Genomic DNA, 14942 nt, shown 5'->3' with positions numbered 1-14942 from the left:
CGATCCATGGAGACGGTGACGCTGGAAACCGGAGTTGTCCTGGGCTGCAAGCGGGTCGGCGAAGGTCCAACTGTGCTCCTCAACGGCGGGCTCGGGATGCCGTCGATGGTGTGGGACATCTGCGGTCTCGTTGACTCACTGGTCGGTGCCGGATTCAGCGTGATCTCCTACCACGGCCGGGGCCTGGCTCCCTCGTCCGCGCCACCCTCACCGTATTCCGTCGCCGACCTTGCCGAGGACGCCTGCGGACTCCTCGATCACTTCGACGTCCCACAGGCGATGGTGGTCGGATTCTCGATGGGCTGCTACACAACTCAGATGATGTTGCGCACTCGACCCGAATTGATCAGTGCGGCAGTATTTTTCGCCGGCCTACAACCGAGCCCAATCGGCGCCCTGGTCGGCGAGATGGAACTGGCCCTCATCGAGCAGATCGGTGAGATTCCGCGCGCGGTACTGGTTTTCGAACAACTGATGACCACGTTGCACACCACCCTCCTGCAAGATCCGGATACGGTGGCCGGCTGGCGGGACGCGCTCACCAACTCCGACGGCGGCTGGACGAGCCCGGAGGGATTTGCCGGCCAACTCACCGCCTCGCATGCCTGGATCAAGGCCGGTGAACCGCTCGCCGAGCATCTGGCCGCGATCGACATCCCCACCCTGGTGCTCGCTTTCGAACACGACCTGTTCTTCCCACCGGAGCAGAGCGAGGCGACCGCGAGACTGATCCCGGGCGCGCAGTTCGCCCAGATCGACGGGGCCGGTCACGGTGGACTCTTCACCGGACCGGGCGACAGTGTCGAGCGCATCACCGAGTTCTGCACCCACCAACGCTGAGTCAGCTCAGAGCGGCTGACCATCCCACTCGTGGTCGTGCATGAATCCTTCGGCCAGGCCCACCCGGTACCGCACAGAGTTCTGCAGGATGTTTCCCAGGGCAAACGGAATACCCAGAAATGGGCCGATGTCGTCCCTTCGGGTGATGATCTCGTCGGTGTTCCGGAAGTCCCGGATGAAGCCTCGCAACGTGTTGCCTTCGTACGCCGACTTGCGCCAGCCGTAGAGCAGCATTCCAGGGCCGACCATCTTCCGGACACCGGCGTCAGGCGTGATGACCTCCTCGTTCTCACCGAAGAACGCGCGGTCGACGCGGTTGTGCGGCTCGAACATGAGGATCCCGCTGGTGGAACGCGGATTACATTCGATGGTGAACAAACCGCCCGACGAATCTTCGATGAAATCGAATCCGATTTGTCCGGTAAAATTCGTTTCTTTCACCCTTTTTGTCACCCACTCCGTGATTCCCGGGTGCTCAACCGACTCATAGGTAAGACATGAGTGTCCATCGATCGCATAACGAACCGGATAAATCGCGTGCGCGTAAATCCGTCCCTCATGACATATCGAATACGTACAATATTTGTCGCCTTTGAGCCACTCCTGGGCCAACCATGGATTGGCGGGGTCGAATTGGATACCTTCCGGCATCTGCCCCGGTGTCACCTTGTACACCTGTTGCGAACCCCGCGAGTAGACCTGCTTCAGCGCGAAGGGCTTGTCAAAATCCAGCGCCGCGAACTCTTCAGCAGATCCCACCTGTGCGTACTTCAGCGTCGGAACACCGAGGGCATCGAGCATGACCTGATATTCAAACTTGTTGTGTAGCCGGAACTCGGTCTCGAAATCCGACAACAACAGACGGCACTGCGGCGGGAACTGATCACGCGCCATCGCCAGGATGTCGGTCTCCTCGTGCACGGGTATGACCATGTCGATGGATTCAGCTCGAACCAGTCGCGCTATTTCCGCGACATACTCTTTCGGCTCGAACTTCGGCCGCGGCACCCGAAACACTTTTTGCACCGAATTGGAGAAACGAGCAATCGGGAATGGCACCGAATCGGCGATGTACACATCGTGTCCACCGGCATTCATCAACCTGGCGAGATCGAGTGTGAGAAACGACCGACCAAACGTTATGAGGACCTTTTTACCGCTACGATCGGGCATCGAACCTCGCAGGGAAACCGAGAAATGGCTGCACTCGCAGCATGGTAGCTTAAAATTCGCTGCATAACAGTCGCATGGTGTATGCCGCCGTGCCGTGAGGGAGAGGTGTCCGAATGTTCCTGATCGGCGTCCTCTTCGCGAGCGCTGCCGCTGTCGCGTATGGCGTATCGACAGTCCTGCGGGCCTTCGGCGCCCGCAAAGCAGCTGTCGCCGCCCGCGATGCCAACAAGCAAGATCAGCTCACCAGCGAAGGCGGCCCCTCGGTCGCCTCCACCCTGGACACCTTCAAGACACGTGAGTTCATCATCGGAACATCCCTGGTGGTGCTCGGCTTCGGTGCCGGAGCGGTGGCGGCCCGATTCCTCCCGCTGTTCCTGTCTCAGACGATCGTCTCGGCCAACTTGATCGTGACCGCCCTGCTCGGGACCGCCATCCTCGGCATCGGTTTGCACGGCCGCGATTGGGTTGCCATCTGCCTGGTCGTCTTCTCGCTGTGCGCCCTGGGCGTGTCGTCGTCACACCAGAGTGGCGGCGACGAGGAAAACAGCTTCCACTGGGGCCTGTTCGCTGCCACCTGCCTGCTGGCGATCGTGGCATTGCTGGCCGTGTACCGCCTCGGTAAACGCGGAGCCATCGTCGGGGGAGCTGCTGCCGGACTCCTGTTCGGCATCATTGCGATCTCGGTCCGCATCCTGCGCGGGGTCCATCCGTTCGACATCGTCGCACTGCTCACCGATCCGGCCGCCTGGACGATCGCGGTCGCGGGTGCGGTGGGCTTCTACGTCCAGACCGTGGCCCTGCAGCTCGGCCAGGTCAACGGGGTCACCGCCCTTCTGGTGGTCGGCGAGACCGCAGGCCCCGGGATCATCGGCGTGATATTCCTCGACGACACCGCCAAACCCGGCCTCACCTGGCTCGCGTTCCTCGGATTCATCGGTGCCGTGGTCGGGGCCATGTTGGTGGCGCTGTACAGCTCCGTGGACGCCGACCACTTCGGCGAAGCCGAGCCGGACACGGGCGGCTGGAGTCTGCGACGATCCAAACCCGCCGCTTCCTCGGGGTCCGGCAGCACAACCTCGTCTACGGATTCGGGCACCGATGCCCCGGATGCCCTACGCGATCAGGGCACCTGACTCAGGCGCCCGAGAAATTCCTCTTCTTTGTTCATTTTCCGGGCTGCCAGATATTTGTCACCCAAACCGACCACAGCAACTGCGAAAACGGCGAGCCCCCAGCCGAGCAGGATATCGATCACAAAATGCTCGGCCGTGTAGACCAGCGTGAATGCCATCGCAAATGCGTAGCCCACAAACAATGTTCGGGCCAACGCGCCCACCCTTGGCCACATGAACAGTGCGAGAAACATCGTCAGGCCGGCGTGCAGCGAAGGTATGGCCGCCACCAGATTCGCTTTTGCCTGACCGAGTTGCAGCAGCCCGGACGCCGCGTGGATGTCGAGGACGTCCCAGCCCCTGGCCGAGATCCGCTCCACGTACGGCTCTGCGCCCTCGTGTGCGGGCGTCACATCGCCCAGCATGCCGCCACCCTCATACGGGGCGCGGTCCATACAGTCCGGATGCCGAGGATTGTCGGTGACCTCAACTGCCGAGCACTGGGCAGCGGCCCACGGCGGCGCGGCGGGCACCAGCGTGTAGCCGACGAGCGCCAGAAACGTCGTCAGCAGAAATCCCACCGCATACCGTCGCCAGGCGTGACGGTCTCTGAGCCAGAGCAGCGCGGCCGCCGCGTACGGGACGATGAAATACGACATGTAGACAACGCTGGTGATCACCTCCCACCACGGCGGCTCGGCCTGTTTGAGGTGACTCTGCAGAAACGCCGTCGGGTTGACCCCGAACATCCAGTGATCGAAGTCGACGGCCAGCGCCCATTGGGTTGGCATGTCCAGCCACTGGGCGATATTGCGGGTGAAGTCGTAGAGCAGCAGGATCAGCGCAAACGGCAGCCAGTCGATGACCACCGTGATGACGCGCCTGCGTCCGATGCTGGCCGCTGCCAGCCCGGCACACAGAAGCAGCAACAGCCGGGTCCGGTCGAAGGCCAACCCGAGGTAGGCGATGTGCCAGATCACGACCGCCAACCACACCGCCAGCGCAACCGCACGCCACAGCCTCAGATCGCCCAGGCGAATTCGCCTCACCTCGCGCAACCGCGTGCGCCACGACCGTTCGGCGAGCGGACCACGGGCCATTGCCACGTCGGACCGATCGGCCTCCTGCGTGCTCATGAAGCCACGTTGTCACCAGAGGCCGACTGTTGGCCAAGAATTCGCGAAAACGTTCCTGCCCGGAAACAGACGTTCATCTCCAGGATTGGCTCGGCCCAAACCGGCCAACACCAGAAGTGGCGTGAGTCACACTGATTGCACACGCAACCGACTCGACTCCGGAGGCAACGTGCCCAACAAGTATCTGCGATATGGCGACCGGCGCTACATCATCAACAACGAGGCCGAGGCACGCCTGAACCGGACCTTGGAGGCGGTCTACGCCGATGGCAGCCGGGGCCACCAGTGGCTGAGCCTGTACCGCGACTCCGAGGCCCCGTGCCGGCTGCTCATCGCCACCGGCGTTCCCATCACCATCGAAACCGAGATCTGCCTGGACGACTGAACCGGCACAGTGGACGCCTGTTCGATGTGCGAACCGTCCTCGATACGCTCTGCAGTTGTGGACACGGCTGACGCGGAAGACCCCGAAGCCGCCTACCGCACGTCGCAGCTGATCACCTACATCGGCAACAAACGCCAACTCCTGGTCCTCATCGACGAGGCGTTGGCCCAGGTACAGCGGCAGATCGGCAGGCCGCTCGTCACGCTCGACGCGTTCTCCGGCAGTGGTGTGGTCTCGCGGCTCGCGAAGGCACGATCGAGCACGGTGATCGCGAACGACCTGGAGAGCTATGCCCGGGTGATCAGCGACTGCTACCTGACCAATGCCTGCGAGATGGATCCGGAGTTGCTCGCCAAGACCGTCTACGAGATCAATCAGGTCGTCGAATCAGGCCACCGGACAAATGGTTTCATCGCCGAGCACTACGCGCCCGCGGACGACGACCAGATCGCCCCCGGGGAACGGGTTTTCTACACCAGCGACAACGCGCGGCGCCTGGACTCCTACATCCACCTCATCCACGAGCTCGATGAACCGCTGCGCACCTTGCTGCTCGGACCGCTGCTCTCGGCGGCCTCGGTCCACGCCAACACCTCCGGAGTGTTCAAGGGTTTCTACAAGGATCGCGAAACGGGGATCGGACGATTCGGCGGCAGTGGCGCAGACGCACTGGGCCGCATCACCGGAACGATCACGCTGCGCCCGCCCGTCCTGAGCACGCACCACTGCGAGCGCCGGGTACTGCAGACCGACGCCGCGAAGCTACCGGCACTGGTCGGGGGCGTCGACGTCGCATACCTGGACCCGCCGTACAACCAGCATCCCTACGGGTCGAACTACTTCATGCTCAACCTGATCGCCGACAATCGCGTGCCCACGGCCATGAGTCCGGTCTCGGGTATCCCGGGCGACTGGAACCGCTCGGGCTACAACGTGCGTTCGATTGCCGCCGGGCTGTTGCGGTCACTGATCGACGAACTCGACGCCAGGTATCTACTGATCTCGTTCAACGACGAGGGTTTCATCGCACCGGAACAGATGCGCGACATGCTCGAGCCCATCGGAGTCGTCACCGAATTCACCCAGCGCTACAACACCTTTCGTGGCAGCCGCAACCTTCGCGGCAGGAGCGCACACGTCACCGAGCACCTCTACCTCGTGGAGCGGTTCTGAACTACAGCGGATAGCGGGCCCGGTACACCGCGTGATCTCGCCGCGCCTCGATGGCGTGGGTGTGCTCGTCGGAGATCCGCGGAATCGCACGCAACGACACGATCCCCAGCACGACGAGGCCCACCAAACAGATGCCGGCGACAGCACCTTCCACATAGTGTTCACTCGCCATCGCGAGAAGCGTCAGAGCCGCGGCCCCCGCCCCGGCCAAGCCGGAGAAGTAAGCAAGCCAGCCGGCCGGCCAGACCGCAAGCCTGCGGACGTGTAGTGAGGTTCCTGAATGCATGGACATCTCCCATCTCTGCCCGACCGTGATCCACATCACTTTTTTCTGATCCTACGCTTCGTGCAGAAGCGGCGGCAGGACCATTTCCCCCGTACCGTCGAACAGATGGAGAGTTCTTTGGTCAGGGTTCGCAATGCGATCTTGCGCCGGGTCGAGCGCGTCATCGACCCCTATCCGGTCCGCGACCTCCCCGACGGCCGCATGGTCTACCTGCCCGGACGCGGTTCGACGTACGTCACCGACTCCGGGCCGAAGGACAAACCGGCGATATTCCTGCTGCATTCGGTCATGACCAACGGGCTGCTGTGCTGGTATCCGCTGATCCCCGAGCTCAACAAGGAGTTCCGGGTCATCACGCTGGACCAGCGGTGGCACGGGCGCGGCATCCGCGACGGTCGGTTCGATCTCGACGACTGCGCCGACGATGTGGTCGCACTCGCCGACGTCCTGGGTATCGACACCTTCACCGCTGCCGGGTTCTCGATGGGTGGCGGTGTGGCGCAGCTGGCCTGGCGGCGGCACCCGGGCCGCGTCAACGGTCTGATCCTGTGTTCCACCGGCCCGTTCTTCGGCAGCCACGACCCGAAACGCCAGACCAGCATGTCGAACATCGGCCGGATGATGAAGGTCATCCATCCGCCCCATGTGCAACCGAATGCCGCCAAGCTCGACGATCGAACGGTCCCCGACTCGTTGTGGGCTATTCGGCAGTTCCTGGCGACGCCGCTCTCTCGGCTCGGACCGCTCGGCGACGGCATGGGCAGGTTCGATTCACGCCCCTGGCTGTCCGAGATCGACGTGCCCAGCGCGGTCCTGATCTCGGTCAAGGATCGGGTCATCCCCCCGTCGCGCCAGCATCTGCTTGCCGACAACATTCCCGGCATCAAGGTCTTCGAGGTCGACGGGGGCCACGCCTGCTGTGTCCTCGAGGCCCCCAAATTCATCCCGGTCTTCATGGAGGCCGCGCGCGAGGTCTCCGCGCTCGTTCTCGAGCCCGCCGAGAGCTAGTCGCAGGCTTCCAGGAGCGCCTTCACCTCGTCTTCGAAGGCCTGCACCAACGGCCACGGATCGGGGACGAGTTCTTTGCAGCCGATGACGCCGACGTTGAGGTGGCCGTCGAGGGAGAACACCGTGATGTTCATGCCTGCACCGTGGAACACCGGCCCCAGCGGGTACATCCCCTCGATCTTCGCGCCGAGGTAATACATCGGGAAGTCGGGTCCGGCCACGTTGGAGATCACCAGGTTGTAGATCACCGGATGCCGATCTGCCAGCTCCTGTGAGGCATACAGTCGCATCGCCATGCCGATGGTCGCAGGCGGCACGAATTGTGCCCAGCCCCGGAACAGGTTCGAGTCCATCGAACCATGGTGTTCCTTGGACTTTCGAACCTGATCGCCCACCGTGGTGATGCGCTCGACCGGGTCGGCGATATCGGTGGCCAGCTTGGTGAACATGCCGGTGACCTTGTTGGTGCCCTGTGTCACGAGGTCGTCGTCGTTGTCGCCGTGGACCGACACCGGGACCATCGCGACCAGCGGCTGGTCCGGGAGTTCACCCAGATCGTCGAGGTAGCTCCGCAATGCCCCCGCGCAGACGCTCAGGACGACGTCGTTGATCTTGACGCCGTAGTGATCCTTGATGCGTTTGACGTCCGTCAGCGACACCTGCGTGTACGCCAGGCTCCGGTGGCCCGTGATCGACTTGTTGAACGGTGTCCGCGGTGCCCGGAACGGCAGCGGCATCGCCTCGTTGCGGCGGGCCCGCGAGATCCAGTCGAACGGCACCTGGGCAGTCTTGGGGAGCAATCGCGCGAAGCTCAGCGGCCGACGCGCCACCTGAAGCGCACCGTCGACCGCCAGGCCGACGAGCGAGGCGTCCCCGGCGGATTGGGCCAGGTCCTCCTCGTCCAGCTCGGGTTCGTCGGGACCGATGGTGCACAGTTTGGCCAGCAGATCCGCAGCGCTCACCCCGTCGACGCTGGCGTGATGCATCCGGAGCAACACCGCGATCTTCCCGTCGAGCAGCCCTTCGATGACCCACATCTCCCACAGCGGTTTGCTGCGATCGAGCGGCACCCCGGCGATGTGTGCACAGAAATCTGCCAATTCGTGGCGTCCGCCCGGAGGCGGGACGGCCACCCGGTGGACATGACTTTCGATGTCGAAATTCCGGTCTTCCACCCACACCGGATGGTCGATGTTCAGGATCGAATCCCGGAGTTTCCGACGGAATGTCGGGAGTCCGGCGATCCGCCGGTCGAGTACATCGCGCATCTTCTCGAACGAATATCCGCCCTCGACGGTGTCCGGGTCGAGTTCGATCAGCCCGACGATGTGCATCAACTGCGATCGTGATTCGAGATAGAGAAATGAGGCGTCGAGACCGCTCAAACGTTCCACGTTTACTCCCCCAAAAACAGTTCGTCCGACAGAGTCTTACGGATCTCCACTCTGCCCCTAATTGTCGCCAAATACCTCGGGATCGCCGATGAAAAACACTCTGACAGCCCGAGCCTCCTAAGCTGTGTTCATGCGCACAGGTGCCCACGTACGACAAGACAGCGATCCAATCGGCCGCGCCGAGGAGCTCGGCGCCGAATTGCTACAGATGTTTGTGACAGATCCACAGGGTTGGGAAAAGCCGAAACCCCATCCGTTGGCAGAACAAATCCGCAACTCCCCGATCGATGTGGTGGTGCACAGCTCGTACATGATCAACGTGGCCAGCCTCAACAACCGGCTCCGGATGCCGTCACGTCAGGCAGTGATCAACCAGGCCATCGCCGCCGCGGAACTCGGCGCGTTCGGACTGGTGGTGCACGGCGGACACCTCCGAGACGACGAAGACGCCAAGGACGGATACGAGAACTGGCGCAAGCTCTTCGAGCGGGCGAACGACAAGGGCGGCTTCCCCGTCCCGATCCTGATCGAGAACACCGCAGGCGGCGACCATGCGATGGTCCGCACCCTGGAGAACATCGAACGGCTGTGGGAAGCGGTCGGCGACTACGAGAACGCAGGCTTCTGCCTCGACACCTGCCACGCGTGGGCGGGCGGAGAAGATCTCGTCGACATCGTCGAGCGGGTCAAGGCCATCACCGGGCGGATCGACCTGATCCACCTGAACAATTCACGCGACGAGTTCGACTCCGGCCGCGACCGCCACGCCAACCTCACCGATGGCCACATCGACCCCGATGTCCTGGTCGCGGTGGTGAAGGCGGCGGGTGCTCCGGTGATCCTCGAGACGCCCGAGGAAGGTCTCGCCGACGATCTGATTTATCTGCGTAAGGCGCTGGCCTGACACATCGTCAGAGCTCGCGATTTCCGCTGCCGTGGATCTCCCGCCGGATCGCCTGCATCCTCTGATCGAGGATGTTGGCGGTTTCGGCGGCCTCGGTCAGCTCGTCGAGGAGATGGGCGGGCACGGTGCGGTCGTATTTGTAGTAGATCTTGTGCTCGAGGCTGGCCCAGAAGTCCATCGCGATGGTGCGGATCTGTAGTTCGACCTTCACCGGCAACTGGCCGGTGCTCAGGTTGACCGGCGTCTCGACGATGGTGTGCAGTCCGCGGTATCCGTTCGGTTTCGGATGGGCGATGTAGTCCTTTGTGTGCAGGGTTTTCACGTCAGGTTGGGCGCATAACAGCTCGGTGAGCTGATAGGCATCGGCGATGAACGTGCACGACACCCGGACTCCGGCAATGTCGTCGATCTGGCCCTGGAGGGCTTCGGGGTTCACCGGGATGTTGCGGCGACTGGCCTTGGCGAGCAGACTCTCGGGACTCTTGACCCGGGCGCTGATGTGTTCGATCGGGTTGTAGTCGTTGAGGTAGGCGAACTCATCGCGCAAGATCTCCAGCTTGGTGACGATCTCTTTGATCGCGAACTGGAACGGCAGCATGAACTTCTGCATGCTCTGACCGATCCCGACGATGTCGGCGGGCCCGAGATCGCGTTCCGGTCCGGCCTCGGCCAACCATTGCACCAGGGGGCCGGAAGGTTCGCTCTGGACACCTTCACTGCTTTTCACCGCGTCAGACATGCCATCCATGGTGCCCGACCTGCCGGACACGCCACCGGTGAGTCATCACCCCATCCAGCCCCTGAAGTGCTGCGCATCACAATTACTGACTCACCGAGCGTTTGTGCGACGTGGTAAGCGGATGTATATTCGGGTTGTTACTGGTGAGTAACTTACTGTGCAGTCCACCCACCGAGTACTCACCACAATCAAAAGCAGTTCGACGATTGCAAAGGATTCTGCAATGGGGCATTACAAGAGCAATCTCCGCGACCTCCAGTTCAACCTCTTCGAGATGTTCAAGCTCGAGGAAGTCCTGGGTAGTGGAGATTTCGGCGATCTCGACAAAGAGACCGCCATCGACATGCTGCGCGAGGTCAACATCCTCGCCCAGGGCCCGCTGGCGGAGTCCTTCGCGGACGCCGACCGCAACCCGCCCGTCTTCGATCCGGAGACCCACAGCGTCACCGTCCCCGAGTCGTTCAAGAAGTCGTACAAGGCTCTGACCGACGCCGGCTGGGACAAGCTGGGCATCGATGAGGAACTCGGCGGCCTGCCTGCCCCCCGTTCGCTGTACTGGGCGATCGGCGAACTGCTCCTCGGCGCCAACCCGGGCACGTTCATGTACGCCGCCGGAGCCGGTTTCTCCAACATCTTCTACAACAACGGCACCGACGAGCAGAAGAAGTGGGCCGTCATCAGTGCCGAGCGCGGCTGGGGCGCCACCATGGTCCTGACCGAGCCCGACGCCGGTTCCGATGTCGGCGCCGCCCGCACCAAGGCGATCAAGCAGGAAGACGGCACCTGGCACATCGACGGTGTGAAACGCTTCATCACCTCGGCCGACCAGGACATGACCGAGAACATCATCCACCTGGTGCTGGCCCGCCCCGAGGGCGCGCGCCCGGGCACCAAGGGTCTGTCGCTGTTCTTCGTTCCGAAGTTCCACTTCGACCACGAGACCGGCGAACTCGGCGAGCGCAACGGCGCATTTGTCACCAACGTCGAGCACAAGATGGGCCTGAAGGTCTCGTCCACATGTGAGCTGACATTCGGCCAGCACGGCGTCCCGGCCAAGGGCTGGCTCGTCGGCGAGGTCCACGACGGTATCGCGCAGATGTTCGACGTCATCGAGCACGCTCGAATGATGGTGGGCACCAAGGCAATCGCCACGCTGTCGACCGGCTACCTCAATGCGCTGGAATACGCCAAGGAGCGCGTGCAGGGCGCCGACATGACGCAGATGACCGACAAGGCCGCACCGCGCGTGACCATCACCCACCACCCGGATGTACGCCGGTCGCTGATGACCCAGAAGGCTTACACCGAGGGTCTGCGGGCGGTCTACCTGTACACCGCATCGCACCAGGACGCCGCGGCCGCACAGCTCGTGTCCGGTTCGGACAAGGAAATGGCGTACCGCGTCAACGATCTGCTGCTGCCGATCGTCAAGGGTGTCGGCTCCGAGCGGGCCTCCGAGCAGCTCATCGGCTCGCTGCAGACGCTCGGCGGTTCGGGCTTCCTGCAGGACTACCCGATCGAGCAGTACATCCGCGACGCCAAGATCGACTCGCTGTACGAGGGCACCACCGCCATCCAGGCGCAGGACTTCTTCTTCCGCAAGATCATTCGCGACAAGGGCCAGGCCCTGGCTCACGTCGCCAGCCAGATCAGCGCCTTCATCGAGTCCGATTCGGGCGACGGCCGCCTCAAGGCAGAGAAGGCGCTCCTGAAGACCGCCCTCGATGACGTCCAGGTCATGGCCGCCACCCTCACCGGCTTCCTGATGAACGCGCAGGAGCAGCCGACCGAGCTGTACAAGGTCGGCCTCGGCAGTGTCCGCTTCCTGATGAGCGTCGGCGATCTGCTCATCGGCTGGATGCTGCTGCGGCAGGCAGAGGTGGCGCAAGCTGCTCTCGATGCCGGTGCAAGCGAAGCCGACACCGCCTTCTACAACGGCAAGGTCGCCGTGGCGACGTTCTTCGCGAAGAACATGCTGCCCGAGCTCACCGCCGTCCGCGGCATCGTCGAGAAGGTCGACAACGACATCATGGAGCTGGACGAAGCCTCGTTCTAGTCAACTGACGAGAGAGTGGGTCGCTCCACAGGTCAGGGGCGGCCCACTTTTCTGGCAGCGAAACGATGAACGTATTGCACTGACCGCCGGCGTGCTCGATCGGCTACGGCACACTGGGCTCCATGGCACAACCCGATCTGCAGTCCCGCCCTCGCATCGACGCAACTATCGCACGTTCATGGCTCCTGGTGAACGCGTCGGTCCCGGCGGCCTACATGGCCGCCGCCCGCTCGCAGGCCGACCAGATCATCCTCGACATCGAAGATGCCGTGGATCCACGCAGCAAGGACGCGGCCCGCGACAGTGTCACCGCGTGGCTGCGCGCCGCAGAGGCATGGGTGCGGATCAATGACCGGACCACGCCTTTCTGGTCCAACGACGTCGATCACCTCCGGGCGGCACCGGGCCTCGGCGGAGTCATGCTGGCCAAGACCGAATATCCCGACCAGGTCGACGAGACCTACGACCGCCTCGGCGGACGCGTGCCCGTGATCCCGCTCATCGAGTCCGCGATGGGGATCGAGAACGCGGTCGACATCGCCCGGCGCCGCGGCGTCCTGCGTCTGGCCTTCGGAAGCGGTGACTACCGTCGTGACACCGCCACCGACGCAGACGATCTGGTGATGGCCTACCCGCGATCGCGCCTGGTCGTCGCCAGCCGTGTGGCCGGTCTGACCGGACCGATCGATGGACCGGCGGTCACCGACGACGAGACGATCCTCCGCGAAAAGACCGCCACCAGCGTGTCATTCGGACTCACCGGCAAGCTGTGCCTGAATCCGGCCCACACGGGAGTCATCAACACCGTCATCAGTCCGAGCCCGGCCGACGTAGCGTGGGCGACCGGGTTCCTCTCCGACTTCGAAGCCCGTGGTCGCTTGGTGCGGGACGGCAGCGACCTCCCCCGCCTCAAACGCGCCGAGCGAATTGCCGAGCTCGCAGGCGAATTCGGTATCTCACCGGTGTGATGCCCGCGGTTCATCTGGCCGGGATAGATTCCCGCCGTGAGCGACTCTCTCCTGGCAATAGTGTGCGCACTGGGCGCGGCACTGTGTATTGCGATCGGCACTGTGGTGCGCCAACGGTCGGCGTCGGTGATCAGCGACGACGACGTCGGGGCGCTCGGGCCCATCACCACCCTGGTGCGCCGGCCGGAGTGGTGGCTCGGCACCCTGGTCGGGTTCGGCGGCTACGCACTGCAGGCCGCTGCACTCGGACTCGGGTCGCTGTTGCTGGTCCAGCCCGTTCTCGTGCTGTCTCTGTTGTTCGCGCTCCCGCTCAGCGCACGCTTCTCCGGTCGGACGGTTCGCGCCCGCGACTGGGTGTGGGCGGCCGCCTTGACGGTGTCGATCGCGATTCTCGTGGTGGTAGGTGACCCTCGGCCGGGTGTCGAACGCTCGGAGACCACGCACTGGATCATCATCTGCGCCATCGGGCTCCCGTTCGTCGCAGCATGTCTGCTGCTGTCCCGCACCGGTTCGCGGTCGCGCCGCGCACTGCTGCTCGGTCTCACCGGCGGGTCACTTTTCGGTGTCGCAGCGGTACTGACCAAGGGCGTCGTGCACCTGGCCGGCCGCGGGATCGTCCCGCTCCTGACATCGGTCGAGCTGTACGCCCTGATCGTGGTGGCGGTCGTCGCGATCGCCGTGCAGCAGTCGGCCTTTCAGATCGGCGCCTTGCAGGCCTCGCTTCCGGCGACCACCGTCATGGAACCGATGGTCGCCGCCCTGCTCGGATTTGTCGTCCTCGGTGAATACCTCCACGCCGATCACGCCGTCGCTGCCGTCCTGGTGGTGGCCCTTGCCGCCACAGTCGCCGCCGCGGTCGCTCTGGCTCGCAGTACCGCCGACGAGGAAGAGGTTCCCGAGCCGGCAAACGCAGTGTGAGCTGATTTGTCAGCTGGGGATATTCCGTGCGATCGCGCGGCGGCAACGTGCGGATGATGCTGCCCGACAACGTCTCTGTCGACCTGGAGATCGTGCGTCGACTGTGCCGGTCCGTGATCGATCAGCTCGAGCAGGTGGCCTCAGCTGCTACCAAACGCTCCCTTGAGGCCGCCGAGAACATCGTCGAAGAAATCGCCTGGATCAAGACCTTCGCCAAGTGGAGCCGTCACCACCAATTGGCCGCGCAGGTAGAAGTCAACCCACCGGTCACCGGTGGTCGACCCGTTATCGGTGGTCTCCACGTCCAAATACAACTTCTGCGTCACTCGGGCCAAGGTGCCGAACGCCGGGGAATTGAAGCTCGAAATGGTGAAATCGCCCGATCCGCGCGACGGGATGTTGCCCTCCACCACCTCGCCGGCGGTGGTGTAGAACTTCAGGTAGGTCCCACCCTTGCCGTCACTGTCGTAGACAACCCCGCCATTCACATTCCGGAAGCCCACGGGTGAGCTGTCGTCGTAATATCCTGTTGCATCGCAGCGACTGCCGTCGCGCCCGAAAGGCTGATTCTTCACGCAGTGCACTCCGCCGGCACCGCCGTCATTTGAGCGAATGTGGATATTGAACCGTTTCCACTCCGCACCCAGGACGGGTTCCGCCGACGCAGTGGCGGTAGACACAACGAGACCGGTCGATACGGCAGCGCTGATCACAGCGACGACGGCGAGCCGTCGGAGACGAGAAATTATCATGCGCTCACCCTGGCATTGCTCCGCATGACTTCTGCAACTCTCGGGTAGCCACGCACCGATCAGGTTGCGTTGCAAAAAACTTGCACTCCTTTCCTACG

General features: G+C 63.3%; 15 protein-coding genes. 9 read left to right on the top strand and 6 right to left on the bottom strand.

Annotation, left to right across the window (positions count from 1 at the left end):
• Nucleotides 1-6: 6 nt before the first annotated feature.
• The gene (locus AC1D75_RS05670) at nt 7-840 is read left to right on the top strand and encodes an alpha/beta fold hydrolase (protein ID WP_495514311.1); all 834 of its coding nucleotides are present in this window, start codon (nt 7-9) and stop codon (nt 838-840) included.
• Nucleotides 841-846: 6 nt separating this feature from the next.
• Here the strand turns inward: AC1D75_RS05670 and AC1D75_RS05665 are convergent, their stop codons facing one another.
• Complete coding sequence (locus tag AC1D75_RS05665; RefSeq protein WP_495514310.1) at nt 847-2013, bottom strand: ATP-grasp domain-containing protein; 1167 nt, start codon at nt 2011-2013, stop codon at nt 847-849.
• Between the two features lie 113 nt (nt 2014-2126).
• Here AC1D75_RS05665 and AC1D75_RS05660 point away from each other — a divergent pair, with 113 nt between their 5' ends.
• Complete coding sequence (locus AC1D75_RS05660; RefSeq protein WP_495514309.1) at nt 2127-3146, top strand: DMT family transporter; 1020 nt, start codon at nt 2127-2129, stop codon at nt 3144-3146.
• Here AC1D75_RS05660 and AC1D75_RS05655 read toward each other — a convergent pair.
• Nucleotides 3134-4261 (bottom strand): phosphatase PAP2 family protein, encoded by a 1128-nt coding sequence (locus AC1D75_RS05655; protein WP_495514308.1) that lies wholly within the window; start codon nt 4259-4261, stop codon nt 3134-3136. The two genes, AC1D75_RS05660 and AC1D75_RS05655, sit on opposite strands and share 13 nt — an antisense overlap.
• A 169-nt stretch (nt 4262-4430) precedes the next feature.
• Between AC1D75_RS05655 and AC1D75_RS05650 the strand changes: the two genes are divergently transcribed.
• Together AC1D75_RS05650 and AC1D75_RS05645 are read left to right on the top strand one after the other, a co-directional pair.
• Nucleotides 4431-4646 (top strand): hypothetical protein, encoded by a 216-nt coding sequence (locus tag AC1D75_RS05650; protein WP_482136089.1) that lies wholly within the window; start codon nt 4431-4433, stop codon nt 4644-4646.
• Between the two features lie 57 nt (nt 4647-4703).
• Nucleotides 4704-5819: a DNA adenine methylase gene (locus tag AC1D75_RS05645; RefSeq protein WP_495514307.1), complete on the top strand. Its 1116-nt coding sequence runs from the start codon at nt 4704-4706 to the stop codon at nt 5817-5819.
• 1 nt (nt 5820) lies between these two features.
• Here the strand turns inward: AC1D75_RS05645 and AC1D75_RS05640 are convergent, their stop codons facing one another.
• A complete protein-coding gene (locus AC1D75_RS05640) occupies nt 5821-6111 on the bottom strand; it encodes a hypothetical protein (RefSeq protein WP_495514306.1) in 291 nt (96 codons plus the stop codon).
• Nucleotides 6112-6210: 99 nt separating this feature from the next.
• On the opposite strand from AC1D75_RS05640, the gene AC1D75_RS05635 reads away from it, so the two are divergent.
• Nucleotides 6211-7113, top strand: coding sequence for an alpha/beta fold hydrolase (locus tag AC1D75_RS05635; protein ID WP_495514305.1), 903 nt, complete (start codon nt 6211-6213; stop codon nt 7111-7113).
• Here AC1D75_RS05635 and AC1D75_RS05630 read toward each other — a convergent pair.
• On the bottom strand, nt 7110-8507 hold the full coding sequence (locus AC1D75_RS05630) for a WS/DGAT/MGAT family O-acyltransferase (RefSeq protein ID WP_495514304.1): 1398 nt from the start codon (nt 8505-8507) through the stop codon (nt 7110-7112). The genes AC1D75_RS05635 and AC1D75_RS05630 overlap by 4 nt on opposite strands.
• Before the next feature lie 130 nt (nt 8508-8637).
• Between AC1D75_RS05630 and AC1D75_RS05625 the strand changes: the two genes are divergently transcribed.
• Nucleotides 8638-9411: a deoxyribonuclease IV gene (locus AC1D75_RS05625; RefSeq protein WP_495514303.1), complete on the top strand. Its 774-nt coding sequence runs from the start codon at nt 8638-8640 to the stop codon at nt 9409-9411.
• Nucleotides 9412-9418: 7 nt separating this feature from the next.
• Here the strand turns inward: AC1D75_RS05625 and AC1D75_RS05620 are convergent, their stop codons facing one another.
• The gene (locus AC1D75_RS05620) at nt 9419-10150 is read right to left on the bottom strand and encodes a GTP pyrophosphokinase (protein WP_495514302.1); all 732 of its coding nucleotides are present in this window, start codon (nt 10148-10150) and stop codon (nt 9419-9421) included.
• A 223-nt stretch (nt 10151-10373) separates the two neighbouring features.
• On the opposite strand from AC1D75_RS05620, the gene AC1D75_RS05615 reads away from it, so the two are divergent.
• The 3 genes from AC1D75_RS05615 to AC1D75_RS05605 all read left to right on the top strand — a co-directional run bounded on the left by AC1D75_RS05615 (nt 10374) and on the right by AC1D75_RS05605 (nt 14092).
• The gene (locus AC1D75_RS05615; protein WP_495514301.1) at nt 10374-12206 is read left to right on the top strand and encodes an acyl-CoA dehydrogenase; all 1833 of its coding nucleotides are present in this window, start codon (nt 10374-10376) and stop codon (nt 12204-12206) included.
• Nucleotides 12207-12328: 122 nt separating this feature from the next.
• Nucleotides 12329-13174: an HpcH/HpaI aldolase/citrate lyase family protein gene (locus AC1D75_RS05610; protein WP_495514300.1), complete on the top strand. Its 846-nt coding sequence runs from the start codon at nt 12329-12331 to the stop codon at nt 13172-13174.
• Between the two features lie 36 nt (nt 13175-13210).
• A complete protein-coding gene (locus tag AC1D75_RS05605) occupies nt 13211-14092 on the top strand; it encodes a DMT family transporter (RefSeq protein ID WP_495514299.1) in 882 nt (293 codons plus the stop codon).
• Nucleotides 14093-14232: 140 nt separating this feature from the next.
• Here the strand turns inward: AC1D75_RS05605 and AC1D75_RS05600 are convergent, their stop codons facing one another.
• Nucleotides 14233-14805 carry a hypothetical protein gene (locus tag AC1D75_RS05600; protein ID WP_495514298.1) on the bottom strand — a complete coding sequence of 191 codons (573 nt, stop codon included), beginning with the start codon at nt 14803-14805 and terminating at the stop codon, nt 14233-14235.
• Between the last annotated feature and the right edge of the window lie 137 nt (nt 14806-14942).

Source organism: Williamsia sp. Y712 (assembly GCF_059445525.1).
The sequence above is the reverse complement of the archived record's forward strand: the minus strand, read 5'-3'. Positions and strand labels throughout refer to the sequence as shown.